Genomic DNA, 26977 nt, shown 5'->3' with positions numbered 1-26977 from the left:
GTGATAAACTTCACCATAAAGGTGCTCCTCTCTTTTGGGTGATGTGTTCTAGACAAACACCATTCTACCAAAGATCAGGGCACTTTTTTACATTTTTATGAGATTTCACTTTCGAAATTCAGGATTAATGGAGTAAATGATCTTTATTAAAAGGAGAAAAAATTATGAGGAAAATATATATTGTTACCGCTCTGATTCTTTGTTTTCTTATGATCGGATGTTCGAACAGTAATTCCATTAAAGAAAAAGCCAATAACGATATTGTAGAAATAGTCACAGACTAAATTAGTGATAGCTTGATGAAGATTTGGGATATTCATAATAGGCAAAATTAAAGGATCCGAACATGCGGATCCTTTTTTATTTCACAAAATATAGGTTTTTGTACATTTGTTCACCCTGGGAATATTTGTATCAAAGCCAATTTACGACTAAGCAATACCCCTTACATACACAAATTGGATATTTTATACCCGGTAAAATTTTGTCGTGAAAATTCTCTTTTATCCTTGTTGTACATCATTACTTCGGCGGAACCTCAGGGGGAATGTCCGGTTTGATTTCGGGTACAACGTCTGGTTTAATCTCTGGCGCCGTCTGCGGAATAACTTCCGGGACTGGCTGCTCAGGCTTAATCTCCGGCGATGCCGGCGGAACAATTTCCGGTTCATGATTAGGATTAACCTCAAGGATGTCTTCCGGTAAAGCATCATCAAATAACATGGTTCAACAGCTCCCTTCGCTTATAAGTATTAGTACCCTAAATGAGCCCAAACCTAACATTAAAAAATAAAAGAGGAACCCAAAGGCTCCTCTTGCATTCATTCTCTATTGCTCACTTGGCCTTGACCGGCAACCGATCTGACCTTGATCCGATATTCCTGCGGCGAGATGCCTTCCAGCTCCTTGAACACGCGTGAAAACTGCTTGCTGTTCTCAAAGCCGACGGCGCTTCCGATCTCCTGCAGCTTCTGACTCCCTTCGAGCAGCAGCTCCTTGCCTTTGCGAATACGCACTTTTTTCAGAAATAATACGAAGCTCTCTCCTGTATGGGCTTTGAACGCTTCGCTGAAATAGGAGTAATTGAGGCCCACATAATTGCTTACGACAGCCATATTGAGCGGCTTGTAATAATTTTCTTCCATATAGGCAACAGCCGCCTTAATCTCAGAATGCTCGCTATAAGCAGAACGAATGCCTCGGATATAATCATTTACGCTTAACAGCAATAGCTCCAAGCTTCGGTAGTAATCGTGAAAGCTCCGGAAGTTATCCATGCTGCCTACTTTGCGATACAGCTTCAGCACCTCGATCGATTCCTCGCCGTAAATACGAAATACCTCGTCCAGCACCTGCTCGTTCATCCGTTTTCCAACTAGCTTTAAGTAATGGATGTCGACGTCAGGTATTTCCTCCGTACGGAAGATCAGCTTCAGCAGCTCTTGAACCTCCCGTTCCCGGTCAGTACCCAGCATATTCCCCAGCTTGCGAATCTCCTCGTCAGGCAGCTTGAAATCCCGTCGCTTCTCTCGAATATCCTCATACCGCAGCATGCGGCAATTCGAATACAAGAACGAAGACTGAAGCGCTTCCGATGCCTGCTTGTAGCAATGGAACAAATCCTCAATCCGGTTCCCCTCGCTACTTACACCCATGCGCAGCCCGTCCAGCTCCCTTCCGCCTGCCTGCCGAAACAATTCCTCGAACTGCCAGGCCGGACTTCCGATCAGAACAAGCTTGCTCTCGCTATCCAAAAAAGAAACATCCAGAACGCCATTGATCGGCTGAAGCATCCGCTCAACGAGCAGCTTAAACTCATCCTTGTTCATCGAGTCGCCGCTCTCTGATTTATAGTTCAATACAGCGACAGTAAACGGGGACGAAATTTGCTCGAAGCCGATTTTGAACGCCAGATCACTTAAGCTGTGGCTGCCTGTAGTAAGCTTCTCTTGCCGAAACCACTCCTTAAGCAAGTTAATTCGCAGCTCTTCACGATACGTATCGCTTACCGCTACTCGCTGTGCTAATTCAGCTTGCACCTGCAGCGTATTCTCGCTTTTAAGCAGCGCTTCAAACAGCTCGTCTCGGCGTATAGGCTTGAGCAGATAGTCTTTTACCTGATATTTGATAGCCGCTTTCGCATAGGCAAAGTCATCATACCCGCTCAGAATAATAAAGATCGGCTTCTGCTCTGGTCCTTCCTCTAATGTAAGCCGCTTAATCAGTTCAATACCGTCCATTATCGGCATGCGAATATCAGTTATAACGATATCCGCCCGTTCGCTATCATATTGCGTTAGAGCGTCTTCTCCATGGATTGCTGTCCGAATAGCATATTGTTCCGGAAATTCTCGTTCAATCATGGTTTTGAGCCCTAATCGGATATTTTTCTCGTCATCTACGATTAATAGCTTCCTCATTGCCGGCCCCCCCTCCCATTAACAGCACCTTCGGAAAAGTAATAACTACCTCTGTGAATTGCCCTTCGCTGCTGTACACATGTAATCCATATAGCTTGCCATAATAAAGCCGAATACGCTGGTGAACATTGCGCAGGCCAATCCCGAACGCTTGCTTTCCGCTTCCAAACTCTGCGCCAGAGGAAGCATTGGTTCTATTTTCAGCATGAATCATTTCATTTAATCTCTCTAGGCGCTCGGCTTGAATACCCATCCCATTGTCCCTGAGCGTAATAATAATTTCTGCCTTCTCATTCTCGGTGACATCAATTAAGATGGTGCTCTTGCTCTCTTCCACCCCAAGCCATGCATGCTTAACCGCATTTTCGATGATCGGCTGCAGCGACATCTTGAGCACCTCGATCTCCATCAGCTTCGGGGGAATGTGAAGCTCGAGCTGGATCGGCTCGTCGAACCGAATGTTCATAACGGCAATGTAATTCTGAATATGACGAATCTCATCCCGCAGACTGACATATTCACCTGACCATTTGAAATTATAGCGCATCATCCCGCCGAGCGAGGTGAGTGAATCGGATATCGTCCGCTGGTTCTCCATCTCTGCCAGCATCTTAATGTTCTCCAGCGTATTGTACAAAAAATGAGAGTCGATCTGGCTGTGCAGCGTGCGCAGCTCCGCTTCTTTCGTCAGCGCTTGCTTCTTCACGCCCTGTGCAATCAATTCATTAATGGTATGAATCATTTTGTTGAAATGATGGGCAAGCTCCCCTATTTCTCCGCCTCCCCCGAGCGGCAGCCCGGTTGGCACTTCCCCTTTTCTAACCTTCTTCATCGCCTCTGTCAGGCGTCTCAGGTTTTTGAGAATAAAGGAATTCAATATATACGTAATAATAGACAGCAGTCCAATCAATATAAGATTTGCAGCTATGATCTGCTTCTCTGCCGTAGATATGCGCTCATGTGCAGTTTGCAAGGACACGACATTTAGGATATGAGCATCAGCTTGCTCGATAGGCGTTGAGACGAGCAGGTAAGGATGCTTATTCACGACAAAACGCTTCTCGTTGATTCCTTGCTCATTCATTCCAGCAAATTCATTCTCGATCGCTTGGCGAAGCTCCGGATTGCGGCCTGCAAACGGTTGATTGTCATCCAGAAAGATAGCGCCGCTGCTGTCAGCAAGCATCATTTGTGAGCCCTCATCCTTAATATTGGCAAAAGCTTTGGGCGAAAACTGCTTCAGCAGCATTTCCACCTGTATAATCCCAATGCGCTTGCTCCCGGCATGAATGACGCGTACGAGCGACACCTTCGGCATTTGGTTATTCACATCGGTCACATATCGACGTAAAATATCGGGATCATTGTCCTTGAACATCCACAGCTCCTTGCCATCCAATTGATCCAGCGTTTCGAACCAAGGCTCGCTTTGAATCCGGCGCTCTTGAAAAATAATCGGCCAAATTTCCGATATATGCTCATTGTTTGCGTATAAACGGAGATGGGCAATATTCGGATTGTTCGTTTGAATATTGATCATATCGGTAAGGGGGCCCCGGTATAAATCAAGCAGCTCTTCAATTGGCGGCTCTTCCTTAGTCGATATATATTCTAAAATTTCAGATTCCGATATCGTGAGCTGGGCAGCCAGTTCCATCGCTTCAATCTGATTCAAAATATTCACTTTTTCCATTTCCAGCAAGTATTGACCCTGTTTAATCGTATCATTCGTATAACTATCCCTGATCTGGCCAAAAAGATAATTCGATACAACGATGCTTGGTATCAATAGAATGATGATATAAGCGGCTACAAGGCGGCTTTGCATCGATCTGCGCCCCAGCCAATGTGTAACCGATTGAAGGTATGACCGCGAACGGGATATCCTGCCCATTATTTTCTCACTTCCGCTCCGTATATCATTCACTGTAATTATTCCTTATGCAACAAAAAGCACTCCAGCCCGTTTCCGGTTCTGGAGTACCTTTCGTTTGATGTTACTTAGTCGCTTCAGCCAATTTCGCAATGTTTATCTCGTATTGCTTTTGCTTGTAAGCCTGTACCTTGCTGAAGTCGAGAGACTCGCGTTTAGCTAGATAGTCATTCCAAATCTTATCGAATTCAGCATCGGATTTCGCAAGCACTAGCCTCGGAAGCACTTTACCGAACTCTTGATCGATTTTCGTATTCATAATGCCTTCCTCTGATGTGCCTGTAGGATTAAGCTGGTCGAACTCAGACAAGCTCTTCGCTTTGCCGCGTGTCCAGTCTTCCAATTGCTTGAACGGCTCAACCGCAGGAGGGGACCATACCGGCGTAAGGTTCGTGTCCATCATCATCCAGAACGTATGGGATGCTCCATATTTCTTATCGAAAGCGCCGCGATCCGTATTCAACAGATTAAGCACATCCGGCAAGAACTGATCCTTGCCATCGATATTGTCCCAAGTTTCGCCTTGTTTGCCGAAGAACGTATCATGCTGGCCTTCTTCAGAGATCAAATAGTCCAGGAAACGAATCGCACGCGCCTTGTCCTTCACGTTTTTGGAGATCAATGTAACCGTCCAACCCGAAATCGATGGTCCAGCCAGTGTCGGTTGATCCAAATTCGCATTTGCAGGACCGTCAACCGCGATGTAGATCGAGTTCGGGTCACTTGCAAATAGCGCATTTTGTTGGTTAGCTAGGTCAGATCTGGAATACAGCATCGCGAAGTAACGGCCTTGCGCGATTTTTTCTTCCATTTGCGGGCGCTTGTCGATGAAGATGTCTTTCGCTAACAAGCCATTCTCGTTCGCTTGACGCATCGTTTTGAGCCATTTCACATATTCAGGATCTGTATTGCGATCATACAGCTGGCCATCTTTATCGTACGGAATAGCTAGGAAGTTTTGAATATAATGCTGAAGCGACGCATTGCCCGTATCGTTAAAATCATACATGCCCAGCGGAATAAGCGGCTGCCCGTTAACGTCAGGATACTTTTCCTTCGCAGCCTCAAGCGCCTTCAAGAAGCCTTCCGGCGTACGCATATCCGGGCTTCCAAGCGCTTCGTACATATCTTTGCGCACTAGGAACGTTTGTGTTGACGTAATGTTATCTCCGAATTTCTCATAATCCTTAGGGGATGAGGACGAGTTGGGATAGCCGTAAACATTGCCGTCTTCCTGCTTGTACCACGAAAGCTTAGCCGGGTCCGTTACTTTGTAGAAGTAAGGATCATATTGGTCAGCAAGCTCATTCAGTGGCAGGACCAGATCGCCTTCGATCATTTTCTTAACCGCTTCTTCATACCAACCCAGCGTAATAAAGTCAGGCAGGCTGCCCGATGCGATCATCGTATTCATCTTCTCTGCTTCGTTGCCGGCAGGAACGATAAAGTTTACGTTAACGCCTGTTTTCTCCGTAATATATTTCGATGTAGCGTCTACGCCCCATTTGTTAGGGAACCAAGAAAAGTTAATATACCAGTCAAACGTAATCGGGCTTTTATCCACTTCCCAGCCCTTATCGTCTTGCGTAAGCTTCACTTCTTCAGCAGGAGCACCCGTGCCCTCTTCTTTATTCTCATTTTTGTTGCCGCCTGATGAGCAAGCCGTTGTTAAGACTAGAACCGTTGCGATCATCATCATCAATAAATTTTTGAGCTTAGGCTTCTTGTTCATTTTGTCTTCCCCTTCTCTGTATGAATGATTATATATGCAATCCTCTGCCCGTTAAAGGACGGAAGCTTTTGCCGTTGGTTAACCTTTGATCGAGCCAATCATCATCCCTTTGACAAAATACTTCTGCAGGAACGGATAAGCGATCACGATCGGGAGCGTTGTAACGACCATCGTAGCCAGCTTGATGGATTGCGTTGTAACCGATTTGCCAATTCCTCCAGGAATAGCAGCAAGCATCTGGTTAGAGCTGGACTGAGCGACAACCCGGTACAAATACGTCTGAACCGGCTGCAGGTCCATATTGTTCATATAGATGACGCCGGCAAAATAATCATTCCATTGGTATACGCCGTGGAACAGCGCAATCGTAGCGATAACCGGCATGGACACCGGAAGAATAATTCTTACAAAAATCGACCAATCATTCGCACCGTCAATTTTGGCTGCTTCCTCAAGTCCATCCGGAATATCCCGGAAGAAGGTCATGAAGATGATGAGATCGAAGAAGCTGAACATCGCCGGAATGATATAGACCATGAAATTATCGAGCAAATGCAGGTCTCTCATAAGCAGATAGGTTGGGATTAGGCCGCCGCCGAAAAACAAAGTAACGGTGCCGAAGAGAATATATATTTTGCCGCCAATGAGACCTTTACGAGAGAAAGCAAAGGCAACCATAGCTGTAAAAAACACGTGAATTAGCGTTCCAAGCACCGTTTTTGCAACCGTAATGCCCATCGCCGTCATAATGCCGGTGCTTTGGAAAACCGCGTCGAAGCTCTCGAAGCTGAAAATCCGCGGCCACCAGTAGATCCCTCCGCGCATGCCGTCTTGCCCCTCGTTTAGGGCGTTGACCAGCACATACCAAATCGGATATAACGTCGCGAAGCAAATGAGCAGCATGCCAAAGTTATTGAAGAGGTCGAAGAAAGCCTCTCCCTTTGTTTTACGTTTAATACTAAACACGGCTGGACTCCTCCTTTTCTAGAAAAGTGATGTATCGTTCATTTTTTTCGTGACACGGTTAGCAATCAGCAAGAGAATAAGTGCGATGACTGCCTTGAACAATCCGACCGCTGTCGAATAGGAATAGCGTCCTTGCTGCATGCCGGTCTGATAAACATAAATATCGATTACGTTGCTCGCACTCTCATTCAGCGAGTTTCTCAGCACGAGAATCTGGTCGAAATTGGAGTTAAGCACGCCGCTTACTGCAAGAATGAAGAGGATGGAGATCGTCGATTTGATGCTTGGCAGCGTGACATACCACATTTTCTGAAAGCGTCCCGCTCCATCAATCGTTGCCGCTTCGTACAATTCCGGCGATACGCTCGCGATAGCCGCAAGATAGATAATCGCGGACCAGCCGAGCTCTTTCCAAATATCTGAAGTAATAATGATGCTCCAGAAGTAGCCAGGCTCTGCCAAATACGAGATCGGCTCTTTAATGAGATTAAGCGCAAGCAGCACATTGTTGATGACGCCTACATCCGCAAGCCACGTTGTCAGGATGCCGCCGAGAATGACCCAAGACAAGAAGTGAGGCAAGTAGGAAATGGTCTGAATCGCCTTTTTGAACCCGATAGAGCGGACCTCGTTAAGGAACAAGGCGAAGATAATAGGTAAAGGAAAGCCGATAGCCAGCTTAATAAGGCTGATCCCGAGTGTATTCCTCATCACGTTGACGAAGCTCTCATCCTGGAAAAATTCCTTGAAATGAGCGAAGCCTACCCAAGGCGCCTCACTAATGGATTTCACAATATTGAATTCTTTAAAAGCGATAATAACGCCGTACATTGGAACATAGTTGAATATAACCATCCAAACGACGCCGAGAAGCGCCATAATCTGGATATGCCTTTTGCTGTACAGCTTCTTGAACCATTTGCTTCTCGCTGCTTTTGCGTCTGCAGCAGGCAGGGAAGCGGAAGCTGGTGCCGAACTTAGCTGTGTCTTCAAAATAATAACCCCCATGCTGTTGAAAGTCTGATGTAAGCCCTTGCAAACCTTATAGATTAATTGTAGATCGTTGTCCCTCCTGCCGTAAGGCTTTAGATTTCGTATTCAGGTGACCATTTTTCGGTTTTTGGCTGATGCTGTCATTTTTGCGGACAAAAAAAGAGGAGCTGCATTTATCCGAATGCTTCTTTGATAATAAGGAAAAATCATGATATATTTTCTAATATTTAGAGGATTCAGCTAATCGTTATTTTTCTATCCAAACTATTAATGGAAGCGAGTGTTCCTTCGTGAAAAATAAAGCGGTCATACTAGGTTCTAACTTCTATACAGGACTTAGCATTATAAGAGGCCTAGGATCGAATGGCATCTATACCGTCGCCATGGATCATTCCAAAGAAAATACATACGGCGCTCAGTCTAAATATTTAAACGAACAATTAATAGTCCCTCATTATAAGAAGCAGAAGGAAGAGCTGTTGCAATATTTAATCAACTATGGCAAACAGCAGGAAGTGAAGCCCGTCCTGTTCCCAAGTGTCGACCCCTATGTGGAATTTATAGATGCCTATCTCGATGAGCTCAAACGCTACTTCCATATCAACATGACCGAGCAAGGTTTCTGGAGCAGCATCATGGATAAAGAATATCTTCATACGCTCGCAACGAAGAACGGTGTATTAGTACCAGAATCGATTAGTCCAACCGAGGAGCGGTTCGAGGAACGCGTCGTATCCGAAATCGGATTTCCATGTATCGTGAAGCCAACGGATTCCCCTTCGTTTGTATCCTTGTTCCGCGCTAAAATATTTACATGCAACAACCTGGATGAAATGAGGATTGCGCTCGAGAAGTCGGCAAATGCCAAGCTGGACGTTATTGTGCAGCAGATTATTCCCGGCTTCGACGACCATGTCTATACGTTTGACGCTTATTTGGATCAGAGCTCCAAGGTAACCCACTGGCTCACCTGCCAAAAGCTAAGACAGTTTCCGATCAACTTTGGCGCTTCTTCCTTCACGAAGCAAAAATACGTAGAGGAGCTTTATCATATTGGAGCTCCCTTCCTAGAGGCGATTAACTACAAAGGCTTCGCAGAAATTGAATTTAAGAAGGATGCGGAGACGGGGAAGTACTACTTGCTCGAAATCAATGCCAGAACGACTACTCTAGATCCTCTTCTCCGAAAATGCGGCGTTGATTTTCCATTGATCGCTTACAAGGAGCTTACGGGGACGCCGATTGGAAGCTATGCCGTTAGAGAGGATTTCGGCATCGCTTTTTGCTTTTTGTTCGAGGATCTTATCTCCTCCCGTGATTATGTGAAGGCGGGGCAGCTAGGCATCATGCAGATCGTAAAAACCTATTTCACCAGAAAAGCGCCTGCGATTTGGAGCATAAGCGACCCTGTTCCCGCCTTCTACTTCTCATCTATCATTGGGAAGAAAATAATAAAGAAGCTCGCCCGGCGATAGTCAATCATGAAACCGGCCGCGGAAGCTGCTCGGCGACTCCCCGGTCCAGCGCTTGAACTGCCTGCTGAAGTGAGCCATATTATGATAGCCAAGCTTTGCCGATATCGATTCGACGCTCGCGTCCGGGTCCATCAGCAGCAGCTTGGCTTTTTTCAATATTAAAGTGGATAAATATTGCCGCGGAGACATCCCATAGACATGGGTAAACATCCGATTGACAGACGACATGCTGTAACCTACCGCTGCCGCAATGGATTGGATGGTGTCCATCCCGCTGTCCTTATCTCCCCCGTTTGCCTCTCTTTCTACCGCTTGCTCCAGCTTAAGCGCAATCTGCGAAGCAACCGCTGACTTGCGGGCTCCAGCTGCATCCCTGTTTAGCTCGGACAGCGTACCGCTTAAGCCAGCGAACAGCTCAAACAGAGCGGACAAAATACTCATGCGAGATTCAACCCGATCTGCTGCCTCTTTCGAAGTTAACGCCATGATTTTATCCAGTGCAGGCTTGATAGAAACAGCCAGCTCACTATCCGATTCATGGAAGCAGCGGCTATTGCGGATAAGAAGCTCGCGGAAGGTTCGTTCATCCACGTCGAAATGCAAGCAGTAATACGTCATCTCCTCGTCGCCGATCACTTTGCTTTCATGGTGGTCCCCCGGACCCAGCAGCATAAGATCACCCGAATTTTGCCGATAGGACACTCCGTTAACCGTCATCTCCTGTACGCCTGACAATACGAGATTCACCTCAAAGAGCGGATGCTTATGCAGCGGATACTTCCATTCAGGGTCAACGGTTCGCCAATGCGCAGCAAAAACACGGAAGGTGGAATCGATATCGGGAAGCATAAATTCCTTGCGGACAGATTCAAATGTTGTCGACATAAACAAACAGCCTCCTTCGTCATTTGCATGGTTTTATAAAATGATTGATTTGGGTAAATTTTAACCTGCTATGGATATGGGATCGATCTAAAATTATTGCTATCCTATTGGTATTATAGCGTACATCTCGCAACGAAGAAGACTGCAAAGATGGGTAATTGCCTCACTGCAGCTGCTGCACTATTGACTCTGCCTTCCATCACATTCGCAAAGGGGAAAACATATGACTGCCATTCAAAATCCGATTTTAACAGGCTTTAATCCCGATCCGTGTATTTGCCGTGCAGGCGAAGACTACTATATTGCGGTCTCGACTTTCGAATGGTTTCCCGGCGTTGGGATTTACTATTCCAAGGACTTGAAGAACTGGAGGCTCGCCGCAAGGCCTCTAAACAGGCTCAGCCAGCTGAACATGATGGGCAATCCGGATTCCGGCGGTATCTGGGCACCTGCGCTATCTTACAGCGACAATAAATTTTGGCTTATCTACACCGATGTGAAAGTGACCGAAGGACAATGGAAGGACTGCCACAACTATCTGGTCACCTGCGACACGATTGATGGCGAATGGTCGGAACCGATCCATGTGAACAGCTCCGGCTTTGACCCTTCCTTGTTCCATGACGAGGACGGCAAAAAATATTTTGTAAACATGATGTGGGATCATCGGGCCGGACATCATAACTTCAACGGCATTCTGCTGCAAGAATACAGCGCCAGCGAGCAGAAGCTGATTGGCAAGCCGGAAATTATTTTTAAAGGAACGGATGTTAGACTAACGGAAGCGCCTCACCTGTACAAGATCGGTGAATACTATTACTTGTTAACGGCTGAGGGCGGGACCAAATATGAGCATCAGGCCACGATCGCAAGGTCCAAGCAGCTGCGCGGCCCCTATGAGGTTCATACCGAAAATCCATTGCTCACATCCTTCCATGCACCGCGCATCCCGCTTCAGAAAGCCGGTCATGCTTCTATCGTACAGACGCATACCGATGAGTGGTTCTTGGTGCATTTGGTTGGACGGCCGCTTGCTATAGTAGGCGCGCCTCTGCTTGATCCGCGCGGCTACTGCCCGCTTGGCAGGGAAACCGCCATTCAGCGGGTCGAATGGCGTGATGAATGGCCATACGTCGTCGGCGGCAATTCGCCTTCGCTCGTTATTGAAGGGCCAAGCATGCCAGAGGTGAAATGGGAGCCTGATTATCCGGTGAAGGATGATTTTGACAGCGACACGCTTAATCCGCATTTCCAAAGCCTGCGCATCCCGCTTGGCAAGCAGATCGTATCGCTGCAAGAAAATCCCGGTCATCTGCGTCTGTACGGCAAAGAATCGCTGACCTCCAAATTCACGCAAGCGTTTATCGCAAGGCGCTGGCAGCATTTTAACTTTACGGCAGAGACGAAGGTTGCTTTCCATCCGACAACCTTTCAGCAATCTGCCGGGCTAGTCAATTACTACAACACACAAAACTGGACATCATGCCAAATTTCGTGGACTGAAGAGAAAGGCAGAATTTTGCAGCTTGTCGCCTGCGATAATTTCTCGTTCTCGGAGCCTCTTCGAGGCAATGAAATTGCCCTTCGAGAGGATGCTGATTATGTCTATCTGCGTGTAGATACGGAGAATACGCTGTACTATTACTCGTATTCGCTCGATGGCAAGAGTTGGACCCGCCTTCCTGTAAACTTCGAGTCCTACAAGCTCTCGGATGATTACATTAAAGGCGGCGGCTTCTTTACAGGCGCATTCGTCGGCATGCAGTGCCAAGATACCTCCGGCCGCAGCAACCATGCAGACTTCGATTACTTTATCTACGAAAGCCATTAATGAAAGAAGAAAGTCCACCCGGGGAAGATTCGACGCTCCGGAGGGCTTTCTTCTTTTGCCGTTTACGAATAAGAAAAAACCTCCGACAGCACTTGAAATAAGTGTTTGGAGGTTCTTTGTGCGATCAGAATCGAAAAATGCCGATCATAAAGCGTCGCGCCGTTAACTATGTGCAAAATCAGCATTCAGTTGCTTATTACAGCAGCCGTTTAAGCTTATAAAGTTGAAGACGCTTGGCTTACCAGAGAGGAAAGCTGCTCGGAATCAACCGTGTTCCCTTCGCGCAGCTTAATTGTTTTTCTTTCCGGAGGACCATCGAACAGCCCTTCCGGCAGCGTTAGCTCGCTCGCGTTAAAGATCGTAAAGCTTACTGCGTCCTTCGACGTTGAAATGACTGCGGCGTATTTTCCATTTTTCAAAAAATGAGGCTTCTTGTATTGGATACGCTCCTGAACGTCCGGAATCGCTCCGTGGACAACCTCGCGCAGGCGGGAGCACAGCTCCCCTTGCCAAGGCACTTTGACCGCTTCGATAAAATCCGTTACTTCTTGGTTCATGTTTTCTTCTCCTCTTCGATTACATTCATAGTATCGCTGCTAGAACTTGACGATTTGCCAAGTGACGCCGAATTGATCCAGAATTTCGCCGTAATAGGCGCCCCACGGCTGAAGCTCAAACGGATACTTGACCGTTCCGCCCTCTCCGAGATTCGCGTATGCAGTTAAGGCTTCAGACTCGTTGTCATACGCTAAGGATAGACTAATGCTTCTGCTTCCGGCTACCGGACCGAAGGAATCACTCAGAAACAACGTATTGGCTCCAGCAACCGAAAGAACCATATGCATCACTTTATCCTTGACCTCTTCCGGCGTACCCGGCGTCTGGCCAAACGTAGTGACAGACTGAATTTTTCCGCCTAATGCCTCCTTATAAAACTCCGCTTGCGCTCTTGCGTTTTCCGACATCACATAAGGGGTAAGCTGTGCTCCCATTTTTCATCAACCTCTCACTTTGTTTTTTGTGAAATTCCAGACTCTATACATACGACGAACGAGCAAAGACAAAATCGACAGATCGAGAAAAAATAAATTTAACTTTTTTTCAGCATATCGATTTGATCCCGCAGATCGGACTCCAGAGCCATAGTTGTGGAAGCATGCAGCAAACTTTCATTCTCGAACAGCTGGCGGAGCTCAATTTCGGCTTGGCCCCAGCCGCTCGGATTCGGCATCCGTTTCGCCCATTCGATCGCTTCATCCTCCGATTTCACATCAATCAGCGTAAATCCCGCAACCAGCTGTTTCTCCTCCGCAAACGGTCCGACCGTTACCATAGACATCTCGTCGTGTTCCTCATACGTTATCCGCAACCCGTTCGAGCTTGGCTGCAGGCCCTCCGCAGCAATGAGCACGCCTGCTCTCGCTAGCGATTCGTTATACGCAGCCATTGCAGCCATAAGCTCTCGGCTCGGCTTCACGCCAGCTTCAGAATGCTTGGTCGCTTTGACAATCAACATATATCGCATCCATGTTCCCTCCCGCTATCAAATGAGTCCGGGCTGCTAGCAACCCGCCTCTACCTAAACGACGAACAGGAGTCACCATTTTCGACATGGCGGCGCTGTCTATTTTTGAAGAAAGTGATAGTCTGTATGGCCTCATATACGTAGGCTTATCTCTTCGTTTCTTTCATTCATGACGAATATCCGATTCAGATCGTGTGCATTCTGCGGCGCGCTTTAGCAGAAGCTCGCGCTCGCGGGCGTTGCGCGTAAGCGATGCGGCGCGCTCGAATTCAATGCGGGCTTCGTCGTTACGACCCAATTTGACTAGAAGATCACCGCGTACGCTCGGCAATAAGTGGTACTCCTTCAACGATGGTTCAGAGGTTAGCTCGTCTACAATTTGAAGGCCAAAAGCCGGTCCGAAAGCCATCGCGATGGCCACAGCCCGGTTTAATTCAACGACAGGCGATGGCATTACGCGTGATAGAGCTTCATATAAGGCTGCAATACGCGCCCAATCGGTCTCGGATGCGATGCGAGCCTGAGCATGGCATGCGGAAATCGCAGCTTGTAGCGCATAAGAGCCGAGCGGACGACCGAGCTTCCTTGCACGCTCCAGAGCAGCCAAGCCGCGGCGGATCAGCAGTTGATCCCATAACGCGCGTTTTTGGTCCATCAAAAGGATCGGTTCTCCGGCTGCGTTTACCCGCGTTTTGAACCGTGACGATTGGATTTCCATCAAGGCAACCAAGCCGTGAACCTCCGGCTCTCCAGCTGCGATTTCCGCCAGAATGCGTCCGAGTCTAAGCGCCTCCTGGCAAAGCAGCGGACGTATCCAGCTGCCTCCAGAAGTCGCGGTATAACCCTCGTTAAACATTAAATAGATAACTTCGAGCACGGTCGACAGTCGTTCTTTAAGCTCCTCGCCTACGGGAACCTCAAAGACAATCCGAGACGCACTAAGCGTACGCTTCGCCCGAACGATCCGCTGTGCGATCGTTGACTCTCCGACGAGGAAGGCGTGTGCGATTTCATCGGTCGTTAGCCCCCCAAGTAGACGCAGCGTCAGAGCGACCCTTGCTTCCTTGGACAAGACCGGATGGCAGGTCGCAAAGATCAATCGAAGGAGATCATCTCCGACCTCGCCGTCCATCGCCATGTCTATCTCGTCTTCGGTGTACAAGTCGCTGCCCCGCCCAAACTCTTCATATTTCTGGTCACGCAGCTTGCTCCTGCGCATCAGATCAATCGCCCGGCGCTTTGCCGTAGTCATTAGCCACGCGCCGGGATTATCCGGAATTCCGGTACTCGGCCACCGTTCCAATGCGATGACAAGCGCATCCTGAGCAAGATCTTCCGCGAGACCAACATCGCGTACCATCCTCGCCAGCCCGGCAATTAGCTTGGCCGATTCGATACGCCAGATGGCATCGATTGTACGCTGAACCGAGGACTCGCTCACGATTTTTTAAGCCTATCCATCTGATCGCGAAGCATGGCCAGCGTTTCCGGGTCCTGTGTCAATTCCGGCGCATCGATCACCTGTCGGAGCTCAATTTGCCCTTCGCCATTTCCATGAGGGTCCGGCATACGCATTGCCCATTCGATCGCTTCTTCTCTTGATTTGACCTCAATAAGCGTATAGCCCGCTATTATTTCTTTTGCCTCGGTAAATGGGCCGTCGATGACCTTTGGCTTGCCGCCTGGTTCCGGATACGATATCCGGATGCCATTCGAGCTGGCATGCAGCCCATCGGCTGCGAGCAGGACGCCGGCCTTAGCCAATTCTTCGTTGTACCGCAGCATCGCTTCGAGAAGCTCCTGACTAGGCATTACACCCGCCTCGGAATCCTTTGTACCCTTAACAATCATCATAAATCGCATATTTGTTTCCCTCCTGATTCATTATGGAGACTCGATTATTCGTTCTCATCCAACCGTTAATCTCGCTCCTACATGAACGACGAATCGCACAGCTAGAAATCGACATATCCCGTTGAAAAAGATTTATAGTAGTTGAGCCAAGTTTAACAACTCTCGCAGTTCAGTATTCTTTCGTCATTTACCAGGTTAATTCCTGTGATACAATAAAAAATGGAAAACATGCTGCAGCTATTCTCAGAAATTCCATGCATTTTCCGAACAGTAGAAGAGAGCATCATTAAAAACTGCAATACGAAGGAATTACTAGCGCCGGAGTTATTCTGATTTCAGATTCTTTTGAAATTCTGTCATCAAATAAAAAAGCGGCTGTTTACTAATTAGATAGTAGACATCCACTATCATTTACCTACATCACGGATTGGGGTGGCTTTATGCATTTAGAATTAGAACAGGGAACATGGACATTTTTTATCTCTTGCATTACGATCATTATTCTCTTAAGCGCAATTGTTTTAATAAGAATGTCAATTATTTATAAAACTAAAGCTTTTGTATGGATAATCATTTCCACCATCTTTCAAACCGGAGCACTAATACTTGGATTAACATTATTTGCGCAGGATAGAGAATTAGGAACTATGCTGTCAGAGGAGAACTCTTTGTATATTGGAATTATTGGTCTAACATGGGCGGCAAGTATGTTATTCCTTTTTATTGGAATTTGGCAAATAAGCGATAAGCTCTTAAATAATAATAAAAAATAAAAGTGCTCTAATAAGAAACTGCGAGTCATGTTCTGTTCAAGACCCCATTTTGTAGACAATGAAAAAAGCCTATGCTGCAAGCTGGCGCCGATACTCTATCGGTGCCAGCTTATTTAGCTTAAATATTTTTTCTAGTCTAATATTTTATTTTTCAGTCTATCACTTTATTTTCCTCTAACATTAAAAACTATGAGCGCGAGCTGCCCGAGGCTTTAGTTAGCGCCTAAACCATTTCTCATTCAGCCATCAGCCTGTCGTTAATCCGCCCTCAGACGGAGGAGCTGCTCCGCCGGAGGTCAGTTGAGAGTCGATCTCCTGAATGGTAAATTACATTTAGTAATAAATGACATTTATCGTGGAGGTTGAATAATGAAAGCACGAGGAAAAGCAGGTCGTGGTCGTTCATGGGCATTAGCTATATTAGCTTTTTTGGCTTTAGGAATTGGGGCATACGCCTTTCTGCTGTACGGATCGCCTGAAGGCATCAAAGAGCAGCCATTCGTGACGGAAAAAGGAAGCCTGCCTGATTTGTGGTTCACCGTCCTATGGGCGCATGCCATCTCTGCCGGATTAGGTCTCGCTATCGGCTGGATTCAGCTTGTTAAGCGACTTCGCCACAGATCACCGAACATTCACCGCTTGATCGGCTATATTTATTCGTTAATGATCGTTATTGGGGGAATTACCGGCCTATACCTCGCTTATTACGCAGAAGGCGGCTGGATCGCAAAAATTGGCTTCGGCGCGCTTTCCGTTGCTTGGTTATACACCTTATTCCGCAGCCTAAAAAGCATCATCGTTGATCAAGATCCAATCGAACATGGCCGTTGGATGGTAAGAAATTATGCGCTCTCCTGCGCGGCAATCACTCTCCGCATTTATACTCCACTTGCTGCAGTATTGTTTGGACTAACCGATGCAAATGATACTTTCGCCGTTATCGCTTGGATCTGCTGGGTACCCAATCTGTTGTTCGTAGAACTTATCTTCAATAGAAAGAAGCCTAGAAACCGTATTCCACAGGCTCGGCAGGCTAAGCTATAGCAGCTATAAAGGCATTGACGTAAACAAGCTAATGACAGCATTATGCATCGCAGTGGCGAATAGCGACTTGTACGGTTTGATAAATCGAGTTGCCATAAATGCAAAAAAGGCCACCCGCGCCATTGTTATCGGCAGGGGATGGCCTTTTCGAATGTATAACCCAATATCATGACAACTCATTTAAGCCATTCAAGAACTTGCGCCGCCTCTTCCCCGCCCTGCTGAGCGTGTACGACGAGCGGAATCCCGTGAGCCCCCCTTGCATTTACAAGATCAGGGTTGTCAGCAAGCATAGCACGGATAATATCAACCTTCCCGAGCATCGCCGCCGCAAATAAATCGATACGCGCCCCATTTTCGATAAGAAACAGAGCGATGTCTCTTCTTCCCATATGAGCGGCCGCACCAATAGCGGTTTCCCAATCCCCGCCGCCCCAATCCCATGCTGCATTCACAAGACCTGGCTCTTGTTTGAGCAGTTCCTTAACACGTTCCAGGTCACCATGTGCATTGCCGACAAAAAATATTACAATAACTGATTTACCTAAATATTTCCACACCTTTTTTTCTGCTTGGATTCGTTTCAACTCGTACATAAAAAAATAGAGCATGGAGGTCCTCCCTCACATGCTCTGCTATCTTTTTCTCATCTTATATATCCATAAGCCCGCAAGTCCCGTCAAAGCAATGGCGAGGATGCCGTCTGGGCTGGGCATAGCTAAAAATTCAAATTGTTCATGCACCAAAACGAATTTTTTCAAAATCAGCGTATCAATAAAAGCATTTCCCATCGTGTGCATAACAACAGCCGGCCATACGCTCTTGGTCATTAATAAAATCTCGCCATATAGAATCGCCATAGCGATCACACCGACCATCATGCGCGGGATATAGGTGATCATACTCTCCGTGGTATCTATGAACAGGAATAAATATGGAAAATGCCACGCCCCCCAAACCAACCCAACGGCTATATGAACGAGAAAGCGGTTATAACCAAGCGTGAACAGCTTCGGAGCCATATAGCCCCTCCAGGCAAATTCCTCGAACATATTTTTGATGAAGCTCGGAATAATAGCCATCCCGAATGCCGCCATATAAGGAGAAGACGACAGGGGCATCTCCATCCATCCCAGCAGCAAGCTTATACCGACAACGACCACTGCCAGCAAGGGGAAAAACAGCATACTGAACATATATAGCAGCATATTTCCTTTGAAGCGAGGATTGATGCCAAAATCCTTCCACCCGTCTCCCATCAAGCTGCGCATAATTACAACAGCCAATAGGGGCGACACAATCCAAATCAACTGCCCGAGACTGCCGTTCTCATCTGATCCGATTTGCAGATCCACAAGGCGTCCGATCCATCCACAGCTAAGCGCAACGATTGAAAAAATGATTACGTTAATTAGCGACTTGTTTTGCTTTCCTATCATGGACTCAGCTCCTCTTTGATTTTCTGCAAGTACTTCCCGTACCAGTCCTTCAAGAAAGCATAATAATCGCTTCCGAATTCCAACGTATCCAGTCTGCTTCTCACCTTCGGATTATTTAGAAGGTCACTTTTTTTCGCGATCTGCTCCTCGTTCATTTGCTGGAACATCTTCATGGCATTTCCGACATTCTCGATTTCACGCAAGTATTGTTCGACGAGCTCGAGTTTTCTTGCGCTCTCGACATAGTTGAAGAAAAACATTTTGACGAGCGCGGGATCTCGGGGTTTGTCTAACGCAATCGATTCGCCAGCCCAGCTCAAAAACTCCTTTTCCCCCGCTTCCGTTGTGGAGTAAACCTTCTTGCTTCTTGCACCTATGCGTACCTCAGTTACCTGGATATGCCCATTCTGAATGAGCTTCTTCAAAGCCGGTTGTATGCTGCCTTGACTGGTGTTGTAAAAGAACCCTGTGCTTGATTCCATGCTTTTCTTCAAATCGTAAGATGACTTATCGCCGTCCATCAGCAAACCTAAAATGATTTTATCCTGCATCATGATTACCGCCTTTGTTTCTAATAGATATGTCTACTAGACATATACAATCTGATCATAATGCCTTTATTTTATTCTGTCAACAATTGCTAACAAACCTGTTGAACATATGTTCACCAACTTGTTTACATATGTTCAAACTAGTGCTATTATAATGATGTATTTAAGGATCGTATAAGGGGAAGGTGAACTGGCTATGTTAAATTTGTCCGGAATGATAGATCATACGCTTTTGCGCGCAGATGCAACAAAGGCTGAGATTACAAAATTAACGGAAGAAGCGAAAAAATATAGTTTTGCTTCCGTTTGCGTCAACCCAACCTGGGTTGCTTATTCAGCTGAACAGCTGGCAGGCAGCACGGTTAAGGTTTGTACCGTAATCGGATTTCCACTTGGAGCGTCAACTACTGAGACTAAAGCTTTTGAAGCTGCGAATGCCATTGCAAACGGAGCGACTGAGGTTGATATGGTCATTAACATAGGTGCTTTAAAGGATGGCAATGATCAATTAGTCGAAAAAGATATCCAAGCGGTTGTTGAAGCTGCAGCAGGCAAGGCGCTTGTGAAAGTAATCATCGAAGCGTCGCTTCTTACGGATGATGAGAAGGTTCGCGCTTGCCAGCTCTCAGCTCAAGCCGGAGCAGATTTCGTAAAAACTTCAACAGGCTTCTCCACTGGCGGAGCAACAGCTGAGGATGTTGCGCTTATGCGCAAAACGGTTGGGGACAAGCTAGGTGTTAAAGCTTCCGGAGGCATTCGCAATCTTGCCGATATGGAAAAAATGATCGCTGCAGGCGCATCCAGAATTGGCGCCAGCTCAGGCGTAAAGATTATGGAAGGCGAGCAATCGACCTCTTCTTACTAAAAATAAATGGTGCTGCTCCTTGCCGGAGCAGCTTTCCAGAAGGGAAAAAAGATGAAGGAGCAGTTGATTCAAGAAGCTATTGATGCGCGCAAGCATGCTCATATTCCCTACTCGCATTTTGCTGTTGGCGCGGCTTTGCTGACAAGCAGCAAACGCATTTACAAGGGCTGCAACATCGAGAACGCCTCGTATGGGTTAACGAATTGCGCAGAGCGGACAGCTATTTTCAAAGCGGTATCGGAAGGCGATCGCATTATTGAGGCCATCGCTGTCGTAGCCGATACGGAAGGTCCTATCTCACCGTGCGGCGCATGTCGGCAGGTATTAGCGGAATTTTGTGATGAGAACACGAAGATCTACTTAACGAATCTCCATGGCAATACCGAAGAATGGACCATGTCACAGCTCCTTCCAGGTGCTTTTCAAGCGAAAGATATGGAAAAGTAAGAGGCAGTTTAGTTGAAAGCGCTTTATAGAATTGCATTGCATCAGATACTAGACTAACTTACTAGGAGAATGAACAATGAAATATTTAATCGCAATATTGGGCTTGCTTGTTGTTCTTGGTCTTTCGTATGTTGCCAGCAACAATAAGAAGAACATCCGGTATAAACCATTACTCATTATGGTGGTCCTGCAAGTGATTTTGGCCTTTGCGTTATTAAATACTGTTATTGGCGAAGTTTTAATTAAAGGCTTCTCCGGCATGTTCGAGAAATTGCTAGGCTTTGCCCAAGAGGGAATCAATTTTGTATTTGGCGGCCTTCTGAACGACGGACAATTCTCGTTCTTCTTTACCGCGCTGCTGCCGATCGTGTTTATTTCAGCTCTTATCGGTATTTTACAATATATCAAGGTGCTGCCGTTTATCATCAAATATATCGGTCTTGTCTTGAGCAAAATAAACGGGATGGGCAAATTGGAATCCTATAATGCGGTAGCTTCTGCTATTTTGGGACAATCCGAGGTATTCATTTCAGTCAAAAAGCAGATCGGCTTGCTGCCGAAGCAACGGCTGTACACGTTATGCGCCTCGGCGATGTCCACGGTATCGATGTCGATTGTCGGCTCTTACATGACCATACTCGATCCTAAATATGTCGTTACGGCGCTTGTCCTTAATTTGTTTGGCGGATTTATCATTGCCTCCATTCTCAATCCGTATAAGGTTGAAGCCGAGGACGATATTTTACAGGTGCAGGAAGAAGAAAAACAGACGTTTTTCGAAGTGCTCGGCGAATATATTTTAGACGGCTTCAAGGTCGCTATCATCGTCGCAGCGATGCTGATTGGTTTTATCGCGCTGATCGCGCTGGTTAACGGACTTTTCAGCGGAATCTTCGGCATTTCGTTCCAGGCCATACTGGGTTATATTTTTGCTCCATTCGCTTTCATTATGGGTGTTCCATGGAAGGACGCCGTCGACGCAGGAAGCATTATGGCGACAAAAATGGTATCCAACGAGTTTGTAGCTATGCTGGAGCTTACGAAATATTCTAATCTATCCACTCGCGCTGTCGGCATCGTATCTGTGTTTCTTGTTTCATTCGCTAACTTCTCATCGATCGGCATTATCGCCGGCGCTGTAAAAGGGCTTCATGAAAAACAAGGCAACGTGGTTGCTCGCTTCGGCTTGAAATTGCTGTACGGGGCTACTTTGGTTAGCGTCTTGTCTGCTATCATTGCAGGACTGTTTATTAAATAACGAAAGGTGTCTAATACGCATGCATACTTTTAAAAGGATTCACCTCATTGTTATGGACTCGGTAGGAATTGGCGAATCGCCTGATGCGGCAAAGTTCGGTGACTTCGATGTTGATACGCTAGGCCATATTGCGAATGAACTTGGAGGTTTGAAGATGCCTCATATGGGCGTCCTCGGATTATCCAACATCAAGGAAGTCAAAGGGGTTCCGGTTGCGGACAAGCCGCTTGCCTATTATACGAAGATGCAAGAGGCGTCGAACGGCAAAGATACGATGACGGGGCACTGGGAGATCATGGGGCTTCATATTGCGGTACCGTTCCGCGTTTTCGAAGACGGATTTCCGCCTGAATTAATCGCTAGGATTGAAGCCAAAACAGGCCGCAAGGTAATTGGCAACAAACCAGCCAGCGGCACGGAAATTATAGACGAGCTTGGCGAAGAGCATATGCGGACAGGCGCATTGATCGTCTACACGTCTGCGGATTCCGTTTTGCAAATCGCTGCTCACGAGAATGTGGTACCATTGAAGGAGCTGTATGAGATCTGCGAGTTTTGCCGAGAAATCACCTTGGAGGATCCGTACATGCTGGGGAGAATTATCGCTCGTCCCTTTGTTGGTGAGCCAGGTCATTTTAAACGGACATCCAATCGTCATGACTACGCCTTGAAGCCATTTGGCTCTACTGTGATGAATGAGTTAAAAAATGCCAGCTTTGACGTCATCGCTCTCGGAAAAATTTCCGATATATATGATGGAGAAGGCGTAACCAAGGCCATTCGCACCGTATCCAATGCAGACGGCATGGATCAGCTTATTGCCGTTCTTGATGAACCGTTTACCGGCATTAGCTTCTTGAACCTCGTCGACTTTGATGCGTTATACGGACATCGCCGCGATCCTAAAGGGTACGGACAAGCCTTAGAGGAATATGACGCTCGTTTGCCAGAGGTGTTCGCCAAGCTGACCGATCAGGATCTGCTTATTATTACGGCGGATCATGGCAATGACCCGACCTATCACGGTACCGATCACACTCGCGAATATGTGCCATTATTGGTATACTCTCCTCGTTTTGAGCAAGGCGGGCACGCCCTTCCAGTAAGGGAGACCTTTGCGGATATCGGGGCGACTATAGCAGAAAATTTCGGAGTCGCGAAGCCCGCGCACGGCACTAGCTTTTTAGCAGCATTAAAATAACAAAGTTGAAGGAGAATGACAATGAGCATTCATATTGCAGCTGAGCAAGGCCAAATTGCAGAAACGATTTTATTGCCGGGAGATCCGCTGAGAGCGAAGTATATCGCTGAAACGTATTTGGAGGATGTCATCTGCTATAACGAGGTCAGAGGCATGCTGGGCTTTACAGGCACTTACAAAGGCCAGCGCATTTCCGTGCAGGGAACGGGCATGGGCGTCCCTTCCATCAGTATTTATGTCAACGAACTGATCCGCGATTATGGCGTAAAAAACTTGGTGCGCGTAGGCACTTGCGGCGCTATGCAGGAAAGCGTGCATGTTCGTGAAGTTATTTTGGCACAAGCAGCTTGTACAGATTCCAGCGTCAACCGCCACGTGTTTGGCGGCTACGATTTCTCGCCGATTGGCAGCTTCTCTTTGCTAAAGGCAGCTTACGAGCGCGGTACCGCTAAAGGGTTAAAACTGCATGTCGGCAATATTTTCTGCTCTGATTCCTTCTATCGGGACGACAAAGCGATTGTGCAAAAGCTGATGGATCACGGCGTCCTTGGCGTGGAAATGGAAACAACTGCACTTTATACGCTGGCTGCTAAATATGGCGTCAACGCTTTAACGATTTTAACGGTGAGCGATCACCTGCTGACTGGTGAAGAGACCACGTCTGCAGAGCGCCAAAGCACCTTTAACGATATGATGGAAGTCGCTCTCGAAACGGTTATTTCTATATAAATACGGAATTATAAATAGATATTAGGTGAGGAGAGAAACATATGAGAATGGTTGATCTGATTGAAAAAAAACGTGATGGTGAAGAGCTGACGACAGAGGAAATCAACTTTATTATCGACGGTTATACGAAGGATGAAATTCCGGACTATCAAGTCAGCGCCCTAGCTATGGCGATCTTCTTCAAGGATATGACCGAGCGCGAGCGCGCTGATTTGACGATGGCAATCGTGAATTCCGGCGATACGATCGACCTGTCAGCGATTGAAGGCGTGAAGGTAGACAAGCACTCCACAGGCGGAGTTGGCGATACGACTACATTGGTGCTTGCCCCTCTCGTTGCTGCTCTTGATATCCCGGTTGCCAAAATGTCAGGCCGCGGCCTTGGACATACGGGCGGGACAATCGATAAGCTGGAAGCCATCGCAGGCTTCCACGTGGAGATCGAAAAGGATGAATTCGTGCAATTAGTGAATAAGGATAAAATTGCGGTTATCGGCCAATCCGGCAACCTAACGCCAGCTGATAAGAAGCTATATGCCCTGCGCGATGTTACGGCAACGGTTAACTCGATCCCGCTTATTGCCAGCTCGATTATGAGCAAGAAAATTGCTGCCGGCTCGGATGCTATTGTGCTCGACGTCAAGACTGGCGCTGGCGCGTTTATGAAAACCGTAGAGGATGCCAAAGAGCTTGCACATGCGATGGTAAGCATCGGCAATAACGTCGGCCGCAAGACGATGGCGGTTATCTCGGATATGAGCCAGCCGCTCGGCTTTGCTATCGGCAACGCGCTGGAAGTGAAGGAAGCGATCGATACGCTGCAAGGAAAAGGTCCTAAGGATTTGGAGGAGCTTTGTCTTGCGCTAGGCAGTCAAATGGTGTTTCTGGCGAATAAAGCTAGCTCCCTTGAAGAAGCTGAAGAGCTGCTGAAGGAAGTAATCCGCAATGGCAAAGCGCTCGATAAATTCAAAGCCTTTATTGCCAACCAAGGCGGCGACCCATCTGTCGTAGATCACCCTGAGAAGCTGCCGCAGGCGGCATACCTTATTGAAGTGCCTGCCAAAGAAGATGGCGTTGTTACTGAGATTGTTGCAGATGAGATCGGCACGGCGGCAATGCTCCTTGGAGCTGGACGCGCAACTAAGGAATCCGAAATTGATTTAGCTGTGGGACTCATGCTGAATAAGAAAATCGGCGATACGGTCAAAGTGGGCGAATCACTCGTTACCATTCATGCGAATCGTGAAAATGTGGATGATGTGCTGAACCTCATTTACGAGAATATTCGCATTGGCAGCGAGGCAACACCTCCGGTACTCGTCTACGGTATTGTGACAGAGTAGGCTTAGAAGGAGATAAATAAATGTTTTATGCGATTGTCATTTTGTTTTTGGGGTTTCTTCTTATTAACGGTGTGTTCGCCTTTCAGACGAAATTTATCGGCGCTTCATTAGGAGAAACCTTGAAGTTCCAAGCTTATATGATCCCCATCTTATTTCTTGCGAATGTACTGCTTGGACTCGGCTTCAAATACGGCTATAAATATTTAGGCAGCAATACGCTGGTCGTCTCCAGCTCCAAATTTCTTGATATTATAGCCTTGCTTGTCGTCTCCTTCTTCTTCTTCTCGGAAGTGCCAAGCTGGAAAACATTTGTAGGCCTCGGTTTGGTTGTGGCTGGCATTATTGTGGCTAAGCTTTAAAATAGCAAGTCCCCCTTTGGAACGGTGGCGGAAGGGCGCTGTATCAAAAGTAGTATGCTCGGTGAGAAGATAGCTCGCTTTGAATTGAAAATAGCGGTACAGGAGGCTATTCCTGTACCGCTATTTTTCTATTCAGGTCTATGGTTGCTTGGCTTCATGAGATTGTGGGCAAGCGAAAATCTTCCCACCTTAGAACAATGAATGCTGGAATAAGCGAAAAAGCATGTGAAAAGTAAGTTTAAGGAGCGAAAGACAGGAGCTCCTTGGCTCTCAACTAGCTGGTGAAAAATTTAATTTCAGTCCACGCTGCTTCTTACGCTGTAATAGCGCATAGCGCGAGGGACTCCCTTGATTTTGAGGCGGCCGCTGTAAATCAATTCCCGAATTCGGTATTCAAAATAGTCGTCCCCCACATACTGATCGCAGTAGCCTAACGCTTCGCCAATCACGCGAGCTGCTTTAATAAAGTCCCGATCACCCTTTCCGCTATGCAGTTTTTCAACGGTCTCCATCAAATAAGCGTCAAAATAATCCTCGCCAACAGACAGAACCTTCTCATCCTTGCAAATACGAAGCACCTCAGGCTGCTCAGCAAGCTCTAGCCACTCGGTCTCTAATACCTTTCTTGAATCCCCGTTCAATCGTACACTAGCACTGCCTTCACTAAGGACAGCCTGCAGCTTGTCTGGCGTTATTTCACCAGAGTGCTTATACTCAACCGTCAGGTCTTGGTTGTTAAACAAGCAATCGCAAACATCCGATACAGGAATGGTGAATAAGGGGTTCCCACTGTTCCTTAATAAGTAAACGGCATAACGCAATCCTACCTGCTCATGAGCATTCATGCTGCTCCATATCGTTATAGCAGCCTGAGGCGGAATGAGCGAAATTTGCCGCATTAAGCTCTGATAAGCTTCCTCGTAGTCATCCCCATCCTCTCCACTGTTAATATGGTCGAAGAACCATTCCTGTCGCTTCGTTCGTCCTTCCTCTTCGTGCAACTGCCATATAGGTCCGATGGAGTAACATTCGCGAAAAGCGATTACCTTATCGGTATCCTCTCTCCCGAGCTTCTTGATCGCGATTTTCAAGCATGCAGCAAAAGTATCACCAAACCCGATATGCACTTGCTTGCAATTCTCGTCAGGCTCCCATTGCTGCTGCTTATTTGGGGTTAATACAGCCTTATACATCCCCAATAAATCCTCATACAGATCCTCTTTTGGATAATGATCATTTTCCACTGCCTCAATCTTGAGCATCATATGCATAATTATGGATTGGATTTCCCGTTCCGATAAACCGTTGATCGCATGACGCAATTCCGATATTTTCATATGCATATCCTCTCTCT

27 protein-coding genes are annotated in these 26977 nt (G+C 46.9%); 11 read left to right on the top strand and 16 right to left on the bottom strand.

Going from position 1 to position 26977, the window contains the following annotated elements; genetic code table 11:
- Window positions 1-522: 522 nt before the first annotated feature.
- The 6 genes from AC2TDN_RS20335 to AC2TDN_RS20310 all read right to left on the bottom strand — a co-directional run bounded on the left by AC2TDN_RS20335 (window position 523) and on the right by AC2TDN_RS20310 (window position 8005).
- Window positions 523-723: a hypothetical protein gene (locus AC2TDN_RS20335; RefSeq protein ID WP_484690011.1), complete on the bottom strand. Its 201-nt coding sequence runs from the start codon at window positions 721-723 to the stop codon at window positions 523-525.
- A gap of 98 nt (window positions 724-821) precedes the next feature.
- On the bottom strand, window positions 822-2420 hold the full coding sequence (locus AC2TDN_RS20330) for a response regulator transcription factor (RefSeq protein ID WP_484690010.1): 1599 nt from the start codon (window positions 2418-2420) through the stop codon (window positions 822-824).
- Window positions 2395-4347, bottom strand: coding sequence for a cache domain-containing sensor histidine kinase (locus AC2TDN_RS20325; protein WP_484690009.1), 1953 nt, complete (start codon window positions 4345-4347; stop codon window positions 2395-2397). Before AC2TDN_RS20325 ends, AC2TDN_RS20330 begins: the two co-directional genes overlap by 26 nt.
- A gap of 70 nt (window positions 4348-4417) precedes the next feature.
- Entirely contained in the window at window positions 4418-6085 is a 1668-nt protein-coding gene (locus AC2TDN_RS20320) for an extracellular solute-binding protein (RefSeq protein ID WP_484690008.1), read from the bottom strand.
- A 78-nt stretch (window positions 6086-6163) separates the two neighbouring features.
- The gene (locus tag AC2TDN_RS20315; RefSeq protein ID WP_482067872.1) at window positions 6164-6988 is read right to left on the bottom strand and encodes a carbohydrate ABC transporter permease; all 825 of its coding nucleotides are present in this window, start codon (window positions 6986-6988) and stop codon (window positions 6164-6166) included.
- A gap of 81 nt (window positions 6989-7069) precedes the next feature.
- Window positions 7070-8005, bottom strand: coding sequence for an ABC transporter permease (locus AC2TDN_RS20310; protein ID WP_484690014.1), 936 nt, complete (start codon window positions 8003-8005; stop codon window positions 7070-7072).
- 329 nt (window positions 8006-8334) lie between these two features.
- Here AC2TDN_RS20310 and AC2TDN_RS20305 point away from each other — a divergent pair, with 329 nt between their 5' ends.
- Window positions 8335-9519 (top strand): carboxylate--amine ligase, encoded by a 1185-nt coding sequence (locus AC2TDN_RS20305; protein ID WP_484690007.1) that lies wholly within the window; start codon window positions 8335-8337, stop codon window positions 9517-9519.
- Here AC2TDN_RS20305 and AC2TDN_RS20300 read toward each other — a convergent pair whose 3' ends face one another.
- Complete coding sequence (locus AC2TDN_RS20300; RefSeq protein WP_482067834.1) at window positions 9520-10404, bottom strand: helix-turn-helix domain-containing protein; 885 nt, start codon at window positions 10402-10404, stop codon at window positions 9520-9522.
- Window positions 10405-10627: 223 nt separating this feature from the next.
- Here AC2TDN_RS20300 and AC2TDN_RS20295 point away from each other — a divergent pair, with 223 nt between their 5' ends.
- Window positions 10628-12235: a glycoside hydrolase family 43 protein gene (locus tag AC2TDN_RS20295; RefSeq protein WP_484690006.1), complete on the top strand. Its 1608-nt coding sequence runs from the start codon at window positions 10628-10630 to the stop codon at window positions 12233-12235.
- Window positions 12236-12450: 215 nt separating this feature from the next.
- On the opposite strand, the gene AC2TDN_RS20290 is transcribed toward AC2TDN_RS20295, so the two are convergent.
- From AC2TDN_RS20290 to AC2TDN_RS20270, 5 genes are all read right to left on the bottom strand, one after another.
- A complete protein-coding gene (locus tag AC2TDN_RS20290) occupies window positions 12451-12792 on the bottom strand; it encodes a DUF1801 domain-containing protein (protein ID WP_484690005.1) in 342 nt (113 codons plus the stop codon).
- 39 nt (window positions 12793-12831) lie between these two features.
- Window positions 12832-13227, bottom strand: coding sequence for a VOC family protein (locus tag AC2TDN_RS20285; protein WP_484690004.1), 396 nt, complete (start codon window positions 13225-13227; stop codon window positions 12832-12834).
- A gap of 98 nt (window positions 13228-13325) precedes the next feature.
- On the bottom strand, window positions 13326-13760 hold the full coding sequence (locus tag AC2TDN_RS20280; RefSeq protein WP_484690003.1) for a YciI family protein: 435 nt from the start codon (window positions 13758-13760) through the stop codon (window positions 13326-13328).
- Window positions 13761-13923: 163 nt separating this feature from the next.
- On the bottom strand, window positions 13924-15201 hold the full coding sequence (locus AC2TDN_RS20275) for an RNA polymerase sigma factor (protein WP_484690002.1): 1278 nt from the start codon (window positions 15199-15201) through the stop codon (window positions 13924-13926).
- Window positions 15198-15623: a YciI family protein gene (locus tag AC2TDN_RS20270; protein WP_484690001.1), complete on the bottom strand. Its 426-nt coding sequence runs from the start codon at window positions 15621-15623 to the stop codon at window positions 15198-15200. Before AC2TDN_RS20270 ends, AC2TDN_RS20275 begins: the two co-directional genes overlap by 4 nt.
- A gap of 431 nt (window positions 15624-16054) precedes the next feature.
- On the opposite strand from AC2TDN_RS20270, the gene AC2TDN_RS20265 reads away from it, so the two are divergent.
- Window positions 16055-16387 (top strand): hypothetical protein, encoded by a 333-nt coding sequence (locus AC2TDN_RS20265; protein WP_482067831.1) that lies wholly within the window; start codon window positions 16055-16057, stop codon window positions 16385-16387.
- 369 nt (window positions 16388-16756) lie between these two features.
- Window positions 16757-17431 carry a DUF2306 domain-containing protein gene (locus AC2TDN_RS20260; protein ID WP_482067830.1) on the top strand — a complete coding sequence of 225 codons (675 nt, stop codon included), beginning with the start codon at window positions 16757-16759 and terminating at the stop codon, window positions 17429-17431.
- A gap of 176 nt (window positions 17432-17607) precedes the next feature.
- Here AC2TDN_RS20260 and AC2TDN_RS20255 read toward each other — a convergent pair whose 3' ends face one another.
- The 3 genes from AC2TDN_RS20255 to AC2TDN_RS20245 are packed head-to-tail and all read right to left on the bottom strand — an operon-like array spanning window position 17608 to window position 19424.
- Window positions 17608-18009 carry an ankyrin repeat domain-containing protein gene (locus AC2TDN_RS20255; RefSeq protein ID WP_484690013.1) on the bottom strand — a complete coding sequence of 134 codons (402 nt, stop codon included), beginning with the start codon at window positions 18007-18009 and terminating at the stop codon, window positions 17608-17610.
- Window positions 18010-18066: 57 nt separating this feature from the next.
- Window positions 18067-18870: a CPBP family glutamic-type intramembrane protease gene (locus AC2TDN_RS20250; RefSeq protein ID WP_484690000.1), complete on the bottom strand. Its 804-nt coding sequence runs from the start codon at window positions 18868-18870 to the stop codon at window positions 18067-18069.
- Window positions 18867-19424, bottom strand: coding sequence for a PadR family transcriptional regulator (locus tag AC2TDN_RS20245; protein ID WP_482067825.1), 558 nt, complete (start codon window positions 19422-19424; stop codon window positions 18867-18869). The genes AC2TDN_RS20250 and AC2TDN_RS20245 overlap by 4 nt, the downstream gene beginning before the upstream one ends.
- Before the next feature lie 193 nt (window positions 19425-19617).
- On the opposite strand from AC2TDN_RS20245, the gene deoC reads away from it, so the two are divergent.
- From deoC to AC2TDN_RS20210, 7 genes are all read left to right on the top strand, one after another.
- Window positions 19618-20286, top strand: coding sequence for a deoxyribose-phosphate aldolase (deoC, locus tag AC2TDN_RS20240; protein WP_482067824.1), 669 nt, complete (start codon window positions 19618-19620; stop codon window positions 20284-20286).
- A 51-nt stretch (window positions 20287-20337) separates the two neighbouring features.
- Window positions 20338-20733, top strand: a complete 396-nt coding sequence (locus AC2TDN_RS20235) for a cytidine deaminase (protein ID WP_482067823.1) — start codon at window positions 20338-20340, stop codon at window positions 20731-20733.
- Window positions 20734-20809: 76 nt separating this feature from the next.
- Window positions 20810-21991, top strand: a complete 1182-nt coding sequence (locus AC2TDN_RS20230) for a NupC/NupG family nucleoside CNT transporter (protein WP_484689999.1) — start codon at window positions 20810-20812, stop codon at window positions 21989-21991.
- Between the two features lie 19 nt (window positions 21992-22010).
- On the top strand, window positions 22011-23192 hold the full coding sequence (deoB, locus tag AC2TDN_RS20225) for a phosphopentomutase (RefSeq protein WP_482067821.1): 1182 nt from the start codon (window positions 22011-22013) through the stop codon (window positions 23190-23192).
- A 21-nt stretch (window positions 23193-23213) separates the two neighbouring features.
- The gene (deoD, locus tag AC2TDN_RS20220) at window positions 23214-23921 is read left to right on the top strand and encodes a purine-nucleoside phosphorylase (RefSeq protein ID WP_482067820.1); all 708 of its coding nucleotides are present in this window, start codon (window positions 23214-23216) and stop codon (window positions 23919-23921) included.
- A gap of 41 nt (window positions 23922-23962) precedes the next feature.
- Window positions 23963-25264 (top strand): pyrimidine-nucleoside phosphorylase, encoded by a 1302-nt coding sequence (locus AC2TDN_RS20215; RefSeq protein WP_482067819.1) that lies wholly within the window; start codon window positions 23963-23965, stop codon window positions 25262-25264.
- Between the two features lie 20 nt (window positions 25265-25284).
- Window positions 25285-25623, top strand: coding sequence for a hypothetical protein (locus tag AC2TDN_RS20210; protein WP_482067818.1), 339 nt, complete (start codon window positions 25285-25287; stop codon window positions 25621-25623).
- Window positions 25624-25919: 296 nt separating this feature from the next.
- Here AC2TDN_RS20210 and AC2TDN_RS20205 read toward each other — a convergent pair whose 3' ends face one another.
- A complete protein-coding gene (locus AC2TDN_RS20205) occupies window positions 25920-26960 on the bottom strand; it encodes a DUF1835 domain-containing protein (RefSeq protein ID WP_484689998.1) in 1041 nt (346 codons plus the stop codon).
- Window positions 26961-26977: the final 17 nt, after the last annotated feature.

The organism is Paenibacillus sp. Y660, from assembly GCF_057221575.1.
The sequence above is the reverse complement of the archived record's forward strand: the minus strand, read 5'-3'. Positions and strand labels throughout refer to the sequence as shown.